Genomic DNA, 17,397 nt, shown 5'->3' on the forward strand with positions numbered 1-17,397 from the left:
TGATAATTCACTTCAGGCATTGGAACAACGCCTTGTGATACTAATATACGGTTACTATTACCAAAACAGTGGATTAAATTATAAACAGAACAATTAACTAACAGTGCTCGAAAATTATTATGCGTAAAACTGGTATTTGTTGATGTCGTGCAAAACAACAGATGGGTTTATACCTTTCTGTTAATGGACAACTTTGGTAATACTATGAAAACTTTCCTCTTAGTATGTTTTGCTTGATTATTTTTAAATGCTTGCACCGCAACCTATTTAAGTACTTACTAGCAATTAGGCAGGCAACCCAAAATTGAAGAAATAGTGGATAATTTTATTACTGAAATTGAATTTCACCCGATGATGTACGTATTTTTTAAGGATTCAAATATCGATCGTTTCGTGAAAAGGTCAGCGAGCACATATACATCTTAATAGATGACCCATATGAGTACACAGGTTATAATGTGGAACAAATTCAGACTGACATGAATGTCAGCGAATCAGAGTTTAATTATGGTGTCGATTTATTTATTGTGGCTATGACTAAAGCCAATATCCATCACACTATTCAAAATAAAATATTAGCTGTTATTGCAGCCACTAGAGACGAGATGATTTATCTCTGGTGAACCTTCATGTATATTGGACAAACAGATACCTCATAAATGAGTGAAAAATGCCATTTGCTAATGATATCTTCAAAAAAAATAACGTAAATATTATAGGCACAGGTGAAAAGACTCTGCTTTTAGCTCATGGTTTTGGTTGTGATCAGAAGATGTGGCGTTTTATGCTCCCCGCACTGATACCACATTACAAAGTAGTGTTATTTGATTATGTGGGCTCCGGTAATTCAGACTTAGCCAATTATGACCAAGCCCGATACAGCTCGTTAGAGGGTTACGCTCTCGATGTTCTCGAAATTTGCGAAGCCCTAGATTTACAAAATGTCACCTTTGTTGGGCACTCAGTGAGCAACATGATAGGTCTCATTGCTTCAATCCAACAACCAAAGTTTTTTAGTAATTTAGTAATGGTTTGTCCCTCCCCTTGTTTTCTAAATTTCGAACCTGACTACATTGGAGGGTTTGAAAAGTCTGATTTAGACGAACTATTTAATTTAATGGATAAAAACTATATTGGTTGGGCAAATTACCTTGCGCCTCTTGTCATAGGTGCAAACCATTCTGAAAAGTTGATAGGTGAGTTATCAGGAAGCTTTTGCTCGACTGACCCTATAATAGCCAAAGCTTTTGCCAAAGCGACGTTTTTTTCCGATTACCGCTACTTACTAAAAGAAGCCAAACACCCAGCTTTGATCTTTCAAAGTAGTCATGACTCTCTTGCTTCAACTGATATTGGCGAGTACATGTTAAAACAATTACCTAATGCACAACTCAAGCTAATAGAAGCTGAAGGGCATTGTTTACATATGACCTACCCAGACATCATTAACCAAGGATTAAGGGACTACGTTGACTAATAAGGTCATAGGATTTATAAGCCCTGAACCGGATGCCTTTCAGTCGGGTGCAATGGTAACCGATGAAAATCGAAGGATTATCTACGCCAATACGTATTTTTCATATGAGTTGAACTGGGATTTAGAAACGTTAGTCGGTAAAAGTTCCGATGATTTATTTACTTACGCATCTAAAATATTTTTTGAAAGTTATTTAATGCCCACTTTGCTACATGATAAAAAATGCGAAGAAATGCAATTAACTTTATATGACGGTAATGGAAAACGTATACCGATACTGGTTAGTACCAAAATTGATGAAAAAGGTCATATTTATTGGGTTTTTTTCAATGCATCGAAGCGCGATAAGCTTTATGAAGAACTGATAAACGTTCGCAGAGAGTTGGAAGCTCAAGCAAAAATATTAATTTCAATGGCATCGACTGACGAACTGACTGGGTTGATGAATCGTCGAGAAATAAATCTGCGAGCACCCGAGCTTATTAATCAAGCAAAGCGTTATAAAAATACTATTTCGTTATTAATGGTAGATATAGACCACTTCAAAAAAGTAAACGATTCATTTGGACATGTGCAAGGAGACAAACTTTTAAACGAATTAGGTCTACGTTTGCAAACATTTGGTCGTCAGACTGATTTGATTGCGCGCTTTGGTGGTGAAGAATTTATTATATTATTACCTGATACTGATAAGGTTGGCACTAAGCTTTTTGCTGCACAATTGCATGAGTTAATGTCAGAAATAAAAATAAACAACACCTCAGTAACCATCAGCATAGGTGTAACCATAAGCGATGGTAGTCTTAACCTAGATAATTTGACCAAACAAGCTGACAGTGCCCTTTACATGGCTAAAAGCACTGGTCGAAATAGAACCGTGTTTTACCAAGACACTTAATACTATCGATACCTTCGACAACGTCCATAACTGCAACCCATTGGGCAACTTAATTCCGATGCATGACCTTTGAGAGTTGTGATGGTGATAGGTTCGACTTTCACTATATCTGTTAAAATATTTAACATACATTTGTAATCGATCGTTGATAGGCAACGACCGATCCAATTGTATCGCCCACCCTGTCACCACTCCGCAAATTATTGCTTGGCAAAAACTCTAAAGAATGTTCTCTGAAATACTCCAAAGTAAACCTAGATCTCTATAACCCACGGGATCAAGAGCGGTGACAATTGAATATCACTTGCGGTTCATAATTTGGATCCCGGAAGAGAGCTGAAATACCGCTTTTGAGAACTTGCCACCATCGAGTCGTTGTGAAGACGAACTGTAGATCAAGTTCTTTAAAAATCAGATTTTATACCGCCAAATATTTTAAGGAGATTTGAAATTTTATTTCAACATCATCCAACTTAGCCTCAACAGGATCTCAATATAAGGGTATTAATGGATGCTGATGATACTAGCAAATAATACAAAGTTGGGTTTATGAGGAATAATCGCAAAAAGATTTTGCAACGCTTGTTTTTCTTGAGCAACACGCTGTTTAGATAAGGTTGGCGCTTTATCTAAGCAGCTTTGTCGCAATTCTCCCACAGTCTGTTCAGTCATTGCTTGCCCAAGGGCATTTAACAAACACTTATTGATACCATGCAACACATTTGCTTCTGACTCAGATCCTGATGCGTTATTAACTGCGAGCACAACAGATAACAATAATACTGCAGCTTTCATCACCACATGCTTCTCTAATGGTATGGCTCAAAGTAAGTTAGTGTTGCCTGCACCAATCAATAATGCCAATACTATAAGTGATTTACCATATATGATTTTTCAGTAAAACGAATGGCATGCCACTGCTCTTAACATTCAGCCAAATTAACATATGCTTTGCAGCTTGAACTCATAGCTTATCGATGCTGTTAAACGAACCAATGCCGAGTTCTATTCACAAAATACACCAAAGACAACATCACTGGTACTTCAACCAACACACCCACCACAGTAGCCAAAGCTGCACCTGAATGTAATCCAAACAGTGAAATAGCCACAGCAACCGCCAATTCAAAAAAGTTAGACGTGCCAATCATACTGGCAGGCCCTGCAATATTGTGAGGAAGCTTTAAGCGTATTGCAAAAAAGTAAGCGATAGCAAATATACCGTAGGTTTGAATGATGAGTGGTATGGCAATCAACACAATTGTCTGCGGTTCAGTCAAAATAGTTTGCGCTTGAAAACCAAACAGCAACACGACAGTGCCTAGTAGACCAACTATTGACCAAGGTTTAAGCTTAGCTACAAAACTGTCTACACTTTTTTGCTCTTCTGTTTTTCCGGTTTTTTTATCTAACAAAGAACGGGTCAACGCGCCTGCCACTAAAGGCAACAACACATATAATAACACTGAACTAACGAGCGTATTCCAAGGTACTTGAATATCACTGACACCCAATAAAAGCGCGGTTAAGGGTGCGAATGCGAAGATCATAATAATATCGTTAATCGATACTTGTACCAAGGTATAATTGGCATCGCCCTTAGTCATTTGACTCCAAATAAATACCATCGCAGTGCAAGGGGCCACACCCAGTAAAATCATACCTGCAATATATTCGTTAGCTGATTCTGGATCGACCCAGTCAGCAAAAAAACCTTTAAAAAATAACCAACCTAAGGCGGCCATAGTAAAAGGTTTAATTAACCAGTTAATAACGAGTGTTAATGCTAAACCCTTAGGCTTTTTACCTACGTCTTTGATTGATGAAAAATCGATTTGGACCATCATCGGGTAAACCATTAACCAAATCAGTACCGCTACCACTAAATTAACATGTGCATATTCTAAGCTTGCTACGAGAGCAAAAAAATCTGGGATAAGACTGCCTAAAAACACCCCCAATATGATACTGATGCCTACCCAAACTGATAAATAACGTTCAAATAATCCCATGTACTTGTTCCTCTATGCTTTTATTAAACACTAGTCAGCACGTTTATTAACGCGCTGACTTAATTGTTCTGCTGATTCAACGCGCTCTGAATAACGGTCAACTAAATAGTCACTATTATCTCTGGTAAGCAAAGTAAACTTCATCAGTTCTTCCAACACATCCACCACACGATTGTAATAGGGTGAAGGTTTCATTCGGTCGTTATCGTCGAATTCCATAAAAGCTTTGGCTACTGACGATTGATTAGGAATGGTCAACATACGCATCCAGCGACCTAAAATACGCATTTGATTAACGGCGTTGAAAGACTGCGAGCCCCCACTTACCTGCATAACTGCCAACGTTTTCCCTTGTGTGGGTCGTACACCTCCTAAATTTAGAGGCACCCAATCTATCTGGCTTTTCATAATACCGGTCATTGCACCATGGCGTTCAGGAGAGCACCATACTTGGCCTTCTGACCATATCATTAGTTCACGTAATTCCACCACTTTTGCATGTGTTGCGTCTTCAGCATCAGGTAAGGGTAAACCTGTTGGGTCAAAGATACAGGTTTCGGCACCCATCGCATCTAACAAACGGGCTGATTCTTCTACCATTAACCGACTAAAAGACCGTGTCCGTAATGAACCATATAACAAGAGTATTTTGGGTTTATGATTGGTCTTATTTATTGCAAAGTCTTCTGCTCTGGGTACATTAAATTCTATGAGTTCAAGATTCGGCATAACCGAGTTAGAGTTAGAATCAGGCTTAGACATTATGTTGCACCTAAATTAGTAAGGGCTGTTTTAAAAGCGGCCTTGTCTTTGATATCCACGTTTATGTTGCTCAATTGTTCCACTCTTTTTCTTATTTGTTCAATAGTGGCTTTGAATGCATCGGCTATTTGTGTTTCAGATCCTTGTAGCTTAGATGGATCAGTTAAGCCCCAATGTACTTTTAAGCTTTTACCAAACCACACAGGGCACACCTCATTGGCGGCGGAATCACATACAGTTACCACTAAATCGGGTGTAAATGTTTCAAAGTCATCCCAAGACTGACTTCGTAAACCGTCAATTGAAACACCCGTTTCTTGTAAATATTTAATCGACAATGGATGCACTTCACCTGCTGGTTGACTGCCAGCACTTCTCGCTACTATTTTTCCTACATTTCCTACTTTGCCTTCTTTACCAAGAGAAAATTGATTAGTGATAGCTTCAGACAAAATACTGCGGCAGCGGTTGTGGGTGCAAATATATAAGATTTTCATTCAATATTATTCCGGTAAAAGTTAACAGCAGTTATCTGTTAGTTTGGCTGTGTCTAAATTATGTAGACAATCATTTAAGTATATATGGTTGTCTTTAGTGGTCAGGGTGAGTACCTCAAGCGCCCATCTCGGTAAAGCATGATTAATTTTATAAAACACCCATTTTCCACGTCTTTGGTCAGACAAAATTCCACATTTACGTAGCTCAGCTAAATGTCGTGATACTTTTGGCTGACTCAGTTGCAGTGCACTAATTAAGTCACACACGCATAACTCACCTTTAAGCGTGATCAGTAACAAGCACTTCAAACGTGTGTCTTCAGATAAACATTTATAAAAAGCAATAGGGGTCATTAAAGGTACTCAACTCAATACATATGAAATATCATATATATGATATTTCATATGTCAATAGTGTAACAAGCAGGCGACTATTTGATCTTTAGGATTTAAACTAGGTCAATTATTTAGTTAGGTGCCCTCTATGTCAAACACACTGCCCTACCTCGCACACTATGCGACACATCTGCAAGATGATATACAACATTTACTATCTCAAAATAAACTGGGCGATTGGCTAAGAACACGCTATCCAGAAACGCATAACATTCCCAACGATAACGAACTGCGTGACTACGCGATGTCTCTAAAAAGTCAATTTATGAAGAAAACTCAACCACTGAGTAAGGTGATATACGATAGCAAAATTCATATAGTTAACCACGCTTTAGGCCTTCACAGTTATGTATCACGTGTACAAGGTGGCAAATTAAAGAGTAAAAACGAGCTGCGAGTCAGTACCTTATTTAAGCACACTCCCGAGCCATTCTTGAAAATGATAGTAGTGCACGAACTTGCCCACTTAAAAGAAAAACAACACAACAAAGCATTTTATCAACTCTGCCAGCATATGATGCCTGATTATCACCAAGTTGAGTTTGATGTAAGAGTATATTTGACTGAACTAGAACGCTCGGGGTCAGTATTCGTTGTTTCAAAAAACTGAGTTATAATGCTTTAGTATTATGCAACGCTTTTATCTGCAAACAATAAAGATTATTGTGGTAAAGACATGAGTTTATATAAACGACCTTTTATGCCACAACCTAGCGTCTTAATTATCGATGATAGTGAAATCGAACGGTACATGTTGAGTCACCAACTTCACAAAATTGGTGTAAGTAAAATAGTGCAAAAAGCCGATGGCCGATCAGGGCTCGCTTTTTTAAACAATTTTTTACATAACCAACAGCAGTATGGTGAAAGTTTCCCCCCCGCAATTATTATACTTGACGTCAATATGCCCATCATGGATGGGTTTGAATTTTTACAACAATTTGCAGAGTTAAAAACACAAGTTAACTTAGATATATGCCAGATTTTAATGTATTCAGGATCAGACGACCCAAAACAAAAAATTCAAGCACTTAAGTATGATTTTGTTAAAGGTTTTCTAATTAAAGGTGAGTCAAGTCCGGAAGAGTTAAAAATAGAAATCGGGGCATTTTAAGTATTAATTGGCAGTCCACCGACATTAACAAGCTTATGCACAACCACAGTTTAGGTTTTATCTTATTTTATTTTGATTAGGAATTGTTATGTCAAATCGCAAAGAATCTAACATCCAAATATTAAAAAAATATAACGTTTTAGATGTGAATATAGACAAATTGTTTGACGACATAGCTGTTCTTGCCACCGAAGGCTGTGACAAACCCTTCGCTATGGTTAGCTTAATCAATGCCAACACACGATGGGTGGCTTCACAAATGGGTTCTTTTCCTAGCCAAATACTGCAAGAAAATGTTTTTTCTGCCCTTGCAGTTACTCAAACACAGGTGTTGGAAATTTTTGACACACTACTTGACGATAGAACTAAGCAAAGTGAATCTGTAGTAAAAGCACCCAATATTCGTTATTACGCCGGCGTACCATTGATTAATAGCGACAACCAAACTTTGGGAACCTTGTGTGTCTTTGATATTAATCCAAACACAGTCAACCAACACCAAAAGTCTATGTTAAAACTGCTCGCCAAAGATGTGGTATCACAATTAGAACTTCGAAGAAAAAATTATGAGTTGTCAAAATTAAAAAACCTTTATCAGATGATCAGTGAAAATAATCCTGATTTAATATTTGCAACAGACAGTGACTATAAAATCCTTCATGCCAACACAGCATTTTTGTCTTTATTCCCAGAAAAGAAACGCGATAAAATCATTGGATATTCAGCCCTAAAAAAATATAGTGACGAGGAAACTGAGGCTCTTTCAATACGAGATAAGTTAGTTTTTGAGCAAGATGCAACTGAAACAATAGAAAAAGTAGTATTTCCAAGCGGCGAAATCCGTACGTTATTTACCACTAAAAAACGTTTTGAAGATGATGAAGGCAAAGCCTACATATTAGGTGTGTCCAGAGATGTGACCGAACGAGAAGCATTAATTGAAATGTTAAAGAAATCAAATAGTGAGCTCGACGAATTTGCCTATATCGCCTCTCACGACTTAAAGGCACCACTAAACGCAATTAAACGATTGGTATCTTGGATCGAGGAAGATGCAGCAGAAGTCTTACAGGCTGAAAGCCTTGAACATTTTGGTATGATTAAAAATCGTATTAATAGAATGAATATGCTGCTCAAAGACTTACTTAATTACTCGAGGGTTGGCAAAAATGATGGTCCTCCACAAAGCTTGAATCTACGAGAGACAACAAAACAGTGCTACGAGTCGTTAGGCTTGCCCGAGGGCTTTGTAGTTGAGGTAGATAACGTAGACATCGTATTACCTAGAGCACCACTTGAGTTAGTGCTTACAAACTTAATATCTAATGCAGTCAAACACCATCTAAAAAACGCAGGCCATATCGAGATAAAATGCGAAAACTTACAACATGATTATCAGATAAGTGTGACAGATGATGGGCCAGGTATTGATCCTTCGTTACATGGAAAAATATTTATGAAATTTCAAACCCTTAAACCAAGAGATGAAGTAGAAGGCAGTGGTTTAGGGTTAGCAATGGTTGAGAAAACGCTAGCTAATTATTCAGGTAAAATTTCAATTCAATCAGATATTGGCAAAGGAGCCACATTTATTGTTACATGGCCTAAAACGAAGGCAATGGGTCAATGAATAGAACCAATCCTACCGACATCACTCTTTTCTTAATAGAAGACGACGATATTGATGCGATGAGTATCCAACGGGAATTTAAACGCCGCCACATTTCCAGCCCTATCATTAGAGCAAAAGACGGAGTAGAAGCATTTGAATTGCTCGCATTAGGTAAGATAAAACGTCCTTTTGTTATATTGTTAGACTTACAAATGCCACGTATGAATGGCCTAGAATTTTTGACTACATTGCGCAAAGACAGTGACTACAAAAATAGTGTGGTATTTGTTTTAACTACCTCACAAGATGAAAAAGATATTTTTAACAGCTACCAGTCGAATATTGCCGGTTACTTTATCAAAGATGAAATAGATGATGGTTTGATTAGCATCGTTGATATATTTGATGCTTACAGGAAAGTTGTGTATTTACCAGTCAGTTAAGTTAAGACTGTCATCTTGGATTAGGATGCTCAGAGTATTATGAGTAATCAATTCATAACTTGGCTTTAATAACACATAGCACTGTATTTCGGTAGAAAAGACTCGTTATGTTGATGATGATATTTTATCAACAGTGGGCGATAGGTTTAGCGTATAGTCGCTCTACACTTTTCAATAATTAGTGACATCTAATGGACTATCAATTTTTTCATGATATTTTAGGGCAGCCCGTAGCCACATGTGAACTTGAGTGTGAAGCGTTTGGTGATTGGCTAAGTCATGAAATCGCTCAAGACTCTGAACAAATCACTGCGTTACTGAATACTATCCAGCAGCTTCAGACCAACCAACTTTGTAGTTACCAACACAACGGCAAGGAATACCATTTAGAGTTTGATAAGGATGAAGTTGAGCTTATTTTAAATAACAATCACATCCAAGAAATGGCATCTTCGGAAGATGACGAAAGCCAAGAACTGAGTAACCTACATATCCAATCAGGCTGTGGCCTAACCGATCTGAAAACATTACTTAAAGCTTGGCAGACGTTTATTAGTTAAAGCAGATGTCTGTTTTAGTCTTTCATTTTAGTCATTTAACTTAAATCCTAAACGGACATTGTGCTGCTATTTAGTATCCAATCAAACCTTAGTCAATAGTCTTAAATCATCAAATATGGGGCTAGTTACGACTACGCCTAATTGTTACTCAATGATGTTGCCGCGGATATTAACGACACCGATTTAATGAAGGAATTATCCATACCGTCACCACTGCTGGCTTCAGCAACCTAAACTTAGTTAGCTTGGTTCGGCAGAAAAAAACAGTTTTATTTATATACTTGACGACAAGTGGTCTGTTAATGCGTCAGTTCATTGGATAAATATGGACACCGAAACAAGCTTTAACTTAAATGGTTCGCGGGCATTGAGGAGCTCAGCATTACGCCTCGTATCGATTCGATTACTGCTGGTTTACCTTTATAATTATATATTAATCTTATGGACACAAAAAAGCCGTAACGAATAATTAAGTTACGGCTTTTTATTTTTCTTAAAACAACTTAAGCGTTATAGGTCGACGACGAAGTATCGCCACCACGCCCAGTCCAATTTGTATGAAAGAACTCACCTCTTGGCTTGTCTATACGCTCATAGGTATGAGCACCAAAATAATCCCGTTGGGCTTGTAACAAATTAGCCGGTAAACGCGCAGTGCGGTATCCGTCGAAGTAATTAAGTGCAGCTGTGAGGCAAGGTGCTGGCACACCAGTAGTGATGGCATTCACTGCTACACGTCTCCATCCTTCTTGTGCACCTACGACTGTATCTCTGAAGTAGTCGTCCAATAATATATTGTTTAACTCTGGGTTTTTATCATAAGCTTCTTTGATCTTACCTAAAAATGCAGAACGTATAATGCAGCCACCACGCCACATTAATGCGATACCACCGTAGTTGAGGTTCCAGTTATATTCTTTGGCTGCTTCACGCATTAAAGTATAACCCTGAGCGTATGAAACAATTTTAGACGCAAGAACCGCTTGGCGTAAATCTTCGATAAAGGCAGCTTTTTCAGTAGCGTTACCATTGAATGTTTTAGCTGGGCCAGTGATCACTTTAGATGCTTCAACACGTTCGTCTTTTAGGGCTGATATACATCGAGCAAATACAGACTCAGCAATAAGAGTTAACGGAACACCCAAATCTAATGCAACTATACCTGTCCATTTACCCGTACCTTTTTGGCCTGCTGTATCAAGAATTTTTTCTACCAGTGGACCACCGTCTTCATCTTTAAAAGCTAAAATATCACGAGTAATTTCAACTAAATAACTATCTAATTCAGTGGTGTTCCATTCTTTAAATACTTCATGCATTTCATCGGCTGACATGCCAAGCACATCTTTCATAATTTGATAAGCTTCACACAATAACTGCATATCGCCATATTCAATACCGTTGTGCACCATTTTAACAAAATGGCCAGCACCGTTTTCGCCTACGTAATCGCAACAAGGCGAACCATCTTCTACCTTGGCAGAGATATCTTGAAAAATGGGTTTCACTGCTTGCCATGCTTCAGCTGAACCACCAGGCATAATTGAAGGTCCTTTAAGCGCACCCTCCTCACCGCCTGAAACGCCCGCACCCACAAAATTAACACCTTTTTCAGCACAGTATTTTTCACGGCGAATAGTGTCAGGGAAATGAGTATTACCGCCATCAATGATAATGTCGCCTTTGTCCAACAAAGGTAGAAGCTGGTCAATAGTGGCATCAACAGGAGCACCTGATTTCACCATAATCATAATTTTACGAGGAATGGCTAGCGATTGAACTAGCTCTTCTACCGAATAAGCACCGCGAATGCTCTCGCCTTTTGCTCGGCCATTGATAAAATTTTCCACCTTATCAGTAGAGCGATTATAAGCAGTGACGGTGTACCCTTTACTTGCCATATTCAAAATTAGGTTTTCACCCATGACAGCAAGGCCGATTAAGCCAATATCAGATAGTGTTTTCATAGAGTTCCAATGTTTGTTTCAATTAATAATGCTTGCTTAGTTGCCGAGCATTATACGTCAAAACGCTTAAGAATATTCCAAAGGTGCGAGGTTCATTTGAACAGGCAATTTGGGTAATAGGACGAAATGACCTTCATACATAGCCATATATTAAACATTAAAATGCAACTTAACACTTCAAAATGCATAAATAAATAATGCATTGATATAAGAAATATTGTTCAGCCCAAATTAGTGCAACAAACCAAGCTAGCAAATCCCACTTTATGTACTCAAAAATGTCGTTAGTCAGTGCCACACGCAAAATAAACACCGGGTTGATTGATAAACTTTCGTAAAGGCCAGTAACAAGCAAGTAAACACGGGTAACAGTAGAATAAACATAAAGCGACGATCGAAAGAGTACTCAAAACAAAGTTATTCCTAAATCATTCTCAGTAAAACTAATCTGATTAGGTCCTTACCTTGAGCGCTTAGAGGCTGGCTACTCGCACAAAGTAACATATTTGGGCGCTATAACTAAGGACCTTATGTAGACTTAAACCTGCCAAAACAGCGTGATTAACGCAACAATAAAAGCTCTAAAAGCAATCATCTATTTAGTAAAAAGTAAATTATAATGACTTGTTGTCAGTGGCTCAGGACTAAACAACTGATCTTAGCTATCGTGCTTGCGAAGTGTTGCCTACCTGACAACTATTTAGGTTTTATTCTTAGGGTCATGCCCATCAAATACCTTGAAGCAGGCTGATAGATACGGACAGGTACTTCATAACTGTAAGACATGCTCACATAATGGGCGCTGGCGTTTAAAAAACCTTAATTAAAGCAGTATTTAGAAAGCATTGGCTTTTGGTGAATCAGTCATATGGGAACAAGTCGTTGTGTAAGTTAGATATTCTCATAAATTTTTCCACGACAAAACCTTACATATCTGTTAGCCAAGGTCCAATTGTAGTCTCAAAACTTACCTTATTATCACGGTATAGAGCACGACCCGCATGTTGATGGTCGGGCTCATCCTCCAAAAAAAATAGCATGAATTTATCTAACTGTTATTGCTGAGTATTGATCACATCTTCACTTGAAGCATTCTTTTGTGCCTAGCCAACTAATCGCCTTAATGCAGAAGATGCTCCTCATTTTTGAATGGATAATTATTCCCAATGACAAGGTAATAGGGTCACTTCTTTCGCTTTGACTCCAAGTTTGGGTTGGCTATGCCTACCACTATAAGTGTTAGCAGCAGGCGTATTTACTAATACTGTCCTCACATCACCGTACCTACAATCAATTTTTCGGCAACATTATTACTCAAACACTATAGGTTCAATATCGCTATCAAACGCTTTACCTTTTGAACTATCTCTTCAATGACTCCTTTACAGAATAACGTTTTATCGTAAACTGCCAAACAAAGGATGCTCATTACACTTACTTTTTAAATAAGAAGCATCAATATTATCTGAGTATCAATATTTTTAATTATTAAAATGTCTGGACTGTATTACTCAAGGTCGATAAAACAGCGCTCCTGCTGCCTTGATAACTTAATTGAGCGCCGGATTTGAGTGTATGCATTCAAGTGTATCTAATTATTGCGTCTGCCCTTTTGCAACTTCCTCAACCTCATTCAAGAAAGCAGGTTTATTGCCTGTCATTTCCCAGGCGCCCAATGTAATGGGTATGCCACCGATATCATTGAGTTGGTCAAAGAAAGATTTCAAGACAAAATCACGACCCTGCTCTTCGTCTAGTTTTGCTTTTTGTGCCATGGCGGTATCGAGTAGAGCTTTGCCCGTTACATAGCTGGTGCCATAACCGGGTTGGCGTAGATAAAGATGTTGTTCAAAAATTAGTAAGTCAGGTTCTGTTTTCATCCATCCTCTAGGGGTGTAGTTCATATGGATTTCACCTGCTTGTTGCATCGTCATCTGATTAGCATGAGCATACAAAGAGCCCAGACCTCGGGCCGCCCTCTGAGCAAGCATAATCCAAACAATTTCTCGCGCACGGGGATTGTGATCGTATAAACCCGCATGCATAAAGATTTCTTCCACGGCCGTGGCAGTGCCTTCGTTACGACTATCAAAAATATTATACAGCAGCGCATTTTTTCTAAGGGCTCTTGGGTTAGGATCGTTTTCCATTATTGCTAGTTCAAACCAATGATAAAAATGCGAATATAGGGGGGTGGGGTCAAAGTGTGAACCAATTTGAAAGAAGTGGCGAGTTGCCTCTGGTACAAAACGCCCTAATCTTGCATAAAGCGCCGGTTTAAAATAATCGGCAACCGTGACAATATTTTTCTCTTCCAAAAATTTAAGAAAAAATTCAGCGGACTGTGTTGCTAATTGATCATATTCTTCCGCATTTTTCACTGATACCAATGCTGGTAGTCCAATGTTTCTTTGTTCTTCTAACTTTAACGATGACCAAGCCCTATCAAGCTCACGGCGTAATAACCTTTCTTCATCTTCCCATGTCATGGATAGCAAATGTACGTGTTTTTGGTACCAACTGTACTGCTCAACGCCAAGCCCTGAAGGCCCAGTTTTTGTCATACTTTGTTGTTGAAGCCACGCCACAAATTGCCCCGTAGACTGAATTGCTTGCTGATGTGTATGTATTAGCGTTGCATTGTTAGTTGTTTTAATTTGAGACGAAATATCCAGCAGGTTTTGCTGCTGAGTTTGAATATCACGTATGCCCGCTACCCATAATTCTTTAGCATTACCGGTTAAATTTTCTCTGGCTTGTATATGAAAAGGTTTTATCCGAGACAAGTCGTTGATTAACCTAGTCTGCTCGCTATTACTGATGGGAAAGGAATAGCTCCATAATTCGGTGACATAATGAGGGGTAGGACCTTCGTGAGCTGGCACATCACTTTTATATGTCCACACCTGTTTATAAAATGCAGGGTCTCTCTGCCAAGGTTTTAACACCTTCTCATTAAATTCATACCCATTGAGTTCTGCCAACATCACAAACCAATCAATTTGCTGCGCAACACTCCAATCTGATTGATCAAACGCTAACAATCGTGCTTTAAATTGTGCCCATTTTGTATGGCGCTTTTTGAAGGTTACTTGACGATAGTCAGGTGCAAGGTTATGTAAAGGAGCAACCTCAAAGGTGCGCCATTGAGTAAACAGAATTTCTAATTGACTAAAGTCTGAAGATGATTTTGCACCAAAAGAAAAAAATAATAGTGCTATCGCCATGTATGTGGTTTTCATTTTTTATCCCTGAATGAAGTTTCAATAATGAAGCAGAGTATTTACTCGCTAATCTATCATATACGCGATGTACTATTTTTTTACATATTTCTAGCGCTTATTAGTTGAATCCAAGACACAAATAAGATTCCACCTATGACTGACTGCCATGACAATCAAACTCTGACTCATCCTAGCAGTACTAGTAAAAAGACGACCACTATGAGTTATATCTCTACAACCGTATAAAAGGTAATTTTTTAGTGCCTAAAACATATTTTATATGCCCCAAATAGGTAAACAATGAGACAATCGAACCAGAAAAATGACAGATAGTTATATCGCATAGTGTTGGCGTAAAAAAGCAATAATAACCTGAACCAAAATGGGTATGTTTTAGTCGCTGTTGCCAAACAATGATACTAAAAGACAAAACCAGAGTACTCAATTAAATATACGGCATTAATTCTGACAAAAATATTGCGGGTTACTCAGGATATAAACGGATCTAAATGTCATGGGTGTTCTTAACGAGTATTTTATACTGCCACATCATCTTTCAGTGACTTGATGCAATGCAACGAAACGAAACAAAAAACAATTAGTAACCAACAGCCAGCCAACAAACAGTGAGGTGAGTTGAGTGAATAATCAATACCGACTGTTAACCTAATACAAAGGCAATCACATGAATAAAAATTTAAAAAAGCTTCACTATAGTCTTGCTGTCATCACTCTTATGCTTTTAGCGGGTTGTGACAAACCTTTGAAAGTTCCCAGTATTATGCTGGCCAGTCCTTCATACACAGCCAACATTCCTGATAATGAAGTGACCAGAAATATTCAGATGGCTTTGGTGTCTCAATCAGAACTTAAGGCATTCGATATCAATGTCATCACACTTAAAGGCGATGTACGTCTTATCGGGGTTGTCGACACCCAAAGTCAAATTGATAAAATTGTCAAACTAGCAAGAGAAGCTGAGGGAGCTCACGCCATTAATAATAAATTATCTCTGAGTAACTAGTTGACCACCGAAGAGCGATGATAGATTACAAAGTTGTGATAAATTGATTGAAAGTCGCTTTGAGCACAAGTACGAAGCTAACACAGATACCCATTGCAGATGTTGCCAAAAATAATACCTATAGCTAAGTAATTAAGTAGTTAAGTAGTTAATAGTGTTTGCATATTTTATAAGACAAATAAAAGCGCAAACTAAATCGTTAGGCGCTTTTTTATTATTATAATGGATAGAGAAACTTATTTTTGTTTAGACATATTCATAGATAGGTCTGCATTTTGTTTTATCTAAATTCAGCCTGAATGCGCTACTTGTCCGCCGTCCAAAACAATAGTGTGACCACATACATAGTTGCTCGCACGAGAGCAAAGGTAAATAGCCGTACCCGCAATATCGCTTAGCTCGCCAATTTTGCGAGCGGGAAGATTATCTGCAATTTCCTGTTCATGCACCAAAACATGTTTCGTCATTTTGCTTGGAAAAAAACCTGGGGCAATACCATTAATATTGACATGATTTGGGCGAAGATCTGCTGCCATATGCCGTGTCATTTGAATAACAGCAGCTTTACTGGCTGAATAAGAATAATTGTTCATATGCGGATGAGTGATCCCATTGACAGAGGCAATATTCACGACTCGTGAAGGTTCATCTGCTGTTCCAGACAAACGCAATGCAGGTAATAAACGTTTACTAAGAAAGAAAATAGATTTTACATTTAAGTCCATTACCTTGTCCCAACCCGCTTCCGGGAATTCATCAATAGGTGCACCCCAGGCAGCACCTGCATTATTGATCAGTATGTCAATTTTTGGCTCTCTTTTAAGCATTTCATCTGCAAAAGTATCAACTCCAGCCATTGTAGATAGATCAGACTGAATAGCGATGCATTCACCCAAAGTGGATAATTCAGCAGCAGTTTGCTGCAATTGCTCAAGTTTACGGGCCGTAATGTAAGTTTTAACGCCACTTTCAACAAAACCACGGGCAATCATTGCACCTATTCCGCTTGACCCACCAGTAACGACTGCGACCTTGCCAGCAACCGAAAAAAGATTATTCATATATCATTCCTATTATTAAGAAAACGCCCATTTTCAAAGCGCTTGGTGTTATTAACATACCTGATGGGGCTAGAAAACATTGTTCATGTTTGTTATGAGATATCAGGCACATAAATCAGACATAAAGAAATGAATAAAAGTTATCAAGCACAGAATTAACTCACTCTAAGATAAAGAAACTCGAATAAATGATCAAACTTTAACATTAACGAGATCTCAAAATAGCAGATTAAATTGTGATGAATGGCAACGCAATTTGGCATGGGCGAAGACACATTTGTTGCCTGGTATCAAACAGATATGGGTGCTGAGGATTTTCCAAATTTTGTAAGTATTGATCCCTCCAATAC

General features: G+C 38.3%; 19 protein-coding genes. 9 read left to right on the top strand and 10 right to left on the bottom strand.

The annotated features are described in order from the left end of the window. Positions 1–458: 458 nt before the first annotated feature. From QZ562_RS12815 to QZ562_RS12825, 3 genes are read left to right on the top strand one after another with little or no spacing between them, the layout of a single operon-like run. On the top strand, positions 459–623 hold the full coding sequence (locus QZ562_RS12815; protein WP_293760627.1) for a hypothetical protein: 165 nt from the start codon (positions 459–461) through the stop codon (positions 621–623). Between the two features lie 47 nt (positions 624–670). Continuing rightward, positions 671–1,477: an alpha/beta hydrolase gene (locus QZ562_RS12820; protein WP_293760630.1), complete on the top strand. Its 807-nt coding sequence runs from the start codon at positions 671–673 to the stop codon at positions 1,475–1,477. After that, complete coding sequence (locus tag QZ562_RS12825) at positions 1,470–2,375, top strand: sensor domain-containing diguanylate cyclase (RefSeq protein ID WP_293760632.1); 906 nt, start codon at positions 1,470–1,472, stop codon at positions 2,373–2,375. The genes QZ562_RS12820 and QZ562_RS12825 overlap by 8 nt, the downstream gene beginning before the upstream one ends. Before the next feature lie 277 nt (positions 2,376–2,652). Here the strand turns inward: QZ562_RS12825 and QZ562_RS12830 are convergent, their stop codons facing one another. The 6 genes from QZ562_RS12830 to QZ562_RS12855 all read right to left on the bottom strand — a co-directional run bounded on the left by QZ562_RS12830 (position 2,653) and on the right by QZ562_RS12855 (position 6,000). Beyond that, positions 2,653–2,790, bottom strand: a complete 138-nt coding sequence (locus QZ562_RS12830) for a phospholipase A (protein WP_363315358.1) — start codon at positions 2,788–2,790, stop codon at positions 2,653–2,655. Positions 2,791–2,879: 89 nt separating this feature from the next. Then, on the bottom strand, positions 2,880–3,170 hold the full coding sequence (locus tag QZ562_RS12835) for a hypothetical protein (RefSeq protein ID WP_293760634.1): 291 nt from the start codon (positions 3,168–3,170) through the stop codon (positions 2,880–2,882). 188 nt (positions 3,171–3,358) lie between these two features. Beyond that, positions 3,359–4,387, bottom strand: a complete 1,029-nt coding sequence (gene arsB, locus QZ562_RS12840; protein WP_293760637.1) for an ACR3 family arsenite efflux transporter — start codon at positions 4,385–4,387, stop codon at positions 3,359–3,361. A gap of 30 nt (positions 4,388–4,417) precedes the next feature. Next, complete coding sequence (gene arsH / locus QZ562_RS12845; RefSeq protein ID WP_293760673.1) at positions 4,418–5,116, bottom strand: arsenical resistance protein ArsH; 699 nt, start codon at positions 5,114–5,116, stop codon at positions 4,418–4,420. Between the two features lie 32 nt (positions 5,117–5,148). Then, on the bottom strand, positions 5,149–5,646 hold the full coding sequence (locus tag QZ562_RS12850) for an arsenate reductase ArsC (RefSeq protein ID WP_293760640.1): 498 nt from the start codon (positions 5,644–5,646) through the stop codon (positions 5,149–5,151). Between the two features lie 21 nt (positions 5,647–5,667). Beyond that, positions 5,668–6,000: a metalloregulator ArsR/SmtB family transcription factor gene (locus tag QZ562_RS12855; RefSeq protein WP_293760643.1), complete on the bottom strand. Its 333-nt coding sequence runs from the start codon at positions 5,998–6,000 to the stop codon at positions 5,668–5,670. A gap of 130 nt (positions 6,001–6,130) precedes the next feature. Here QZ562_RS12855 and QZ562_RS12860 point away from each other — a divergent pair, with 130 nt between their 5' ends. The 5 genes from QZ562_RS12860 to QZ562_RS12880 all read left to right on the top strand — a co-directional run bounded on the left by QZ562_RS12860 (position 6,131) and on the right by QZ562_RS12880 (position 9,771). Then, entirely contained in the window at positions 6,131–6,652 is a 522-nt protein-coding gene (locus tag QZ562_RS12860; RefSeq protein ID WP_293760646.1) for a M48 family metallopeptidase, read from the top strand. 66 nt (positions 6,653–6,718) lie between these two features. After that, entirely contained in the window at positions 6,719–7,156 is a 438-nt protein-coding gene (locus QZ562_RS12865) for a response regulator (protein ID WP_293760648.1), read from the top strand. Positions 7,157–7,244: 88 nt separating this feature from the next. Further along, a complete protein-coding gene (locus tag QZ562_RS12870) occupies positions 7,245–8,786 on the top strand; it encodes an ATP-binding protein (protein ID WP_293760650.1) in 1,542 nt (513 codons plus the stop codon). Then, the gene (locus tag QZ562_RS12875; RefSeq protein ID WP_293760652.1) at positions 8,783–9,211 is read left to right on the top strand and encodes a response regulator; all 429 of its coding nucleotides are present in this window, start codon (positions 8,783–8,785) and stop codon (positions 9,209–9,211) included. The genes QZ562_RS12870 and QZ562_RS12875 overlap by 4 nt, the downstream gene beginning before the upstream one ends. Before the next feature lie 191 nt (positions 9,212–9,402). Then, on the top strand, positions 9,403–9,771 hold the full coding sequence (locus tag QZ562_RS12880; protein ID WP_293760655.1) for a YacL family protein: 369 nt from the start codon (positions 9,403–9,405) through the stop codon (positions 9,769–9,771). A 503-nt stretch (positions 9,772–10,274) separates the two neighbouring features. On the opposite strand, the gene gnd is transcribed toward QZ562_RS12880, so the two are convergent. The 3 genes from gnd to QZ562_RS12890 form a co-directional block, all read right to left on the bottom strand. Continuing rightward, positions 10,275–11,738 (bottom strand): decarboxylating NADP(+)-dependent phosphogluconate dehydrogenase, encoded by a 1,464-nt coding sequence (gnd, locus tag QZ562_RS12885; protein WP_293760658.1) that lies wholly within the window; start codon positions 11,736–11,738, stop codon positions 10,275–10,277. Between the two features lie 1,157 nt (positions 11,739–12,895). Next, positions 12,896–13,012: a DUF2239 family protein gene (locus QZ562_RS21285; protein WP_363315357.1), complete on the bottom strand. Its 117-nt coding sequence runs from the start codon at positions 13,010–13,012 to the stop codon at positions 12,896–12,898. A 321-nt stretch (positions 13,013–13,333) separates the two neighbouring features. Beyond that, positions 13,334–14,980: a hypothetical protein gene (locus QZ562_RS12890; protein ID WP_293760661.1), complete on the bottom strand. Its 1,647-nt coding sequence runs from the start codon at positions 14,978–14,980 to the stop codon at positions 13,334–13,336. Between the two features lie 667 nt (positions 14,981–15,647). Here QZ562_RS12890 and QZ562_RS12895 point away from each other — a divergent pair. Next, positions 15,648–15,986, top strand: a complete 339-nt coding sequence (locus QZ562_RS12895; RefSeq protein WP_293760664.1) for a BON domain-containing protein — start codon at positions 15,648–15,650, stop codon at positions 15,984–15,986. A gap of 290 nt (positions 15,987–16,276) precedes the next feature. Here the strand turns inward: QZ562_RS12895 and QZ562_RS12900 are convergent, their stop codons facing one another. Beyond that, positions 16,277–17,047, bottom strand: coding sequence for an SDR family NAD(P)-dependent oxidoreductase (locus QZ562_RS12900; protein ID WP_293760666.1), 771 nt, complete (start codon positions 17,045–17,047; stop codon positions 16,277–16,279). Positions 17,048–17,397: the final 350 nt, after the last annotated feature.

Source organism: uncultured Paraglaciecola sp. (genome assembly GCF_913058035.1).
GTDB lineage: Bacteria > Pseudomonadota > Gammaproteobacteria > Enterobacterales > Alteromonadaceae > Paraglaciecola.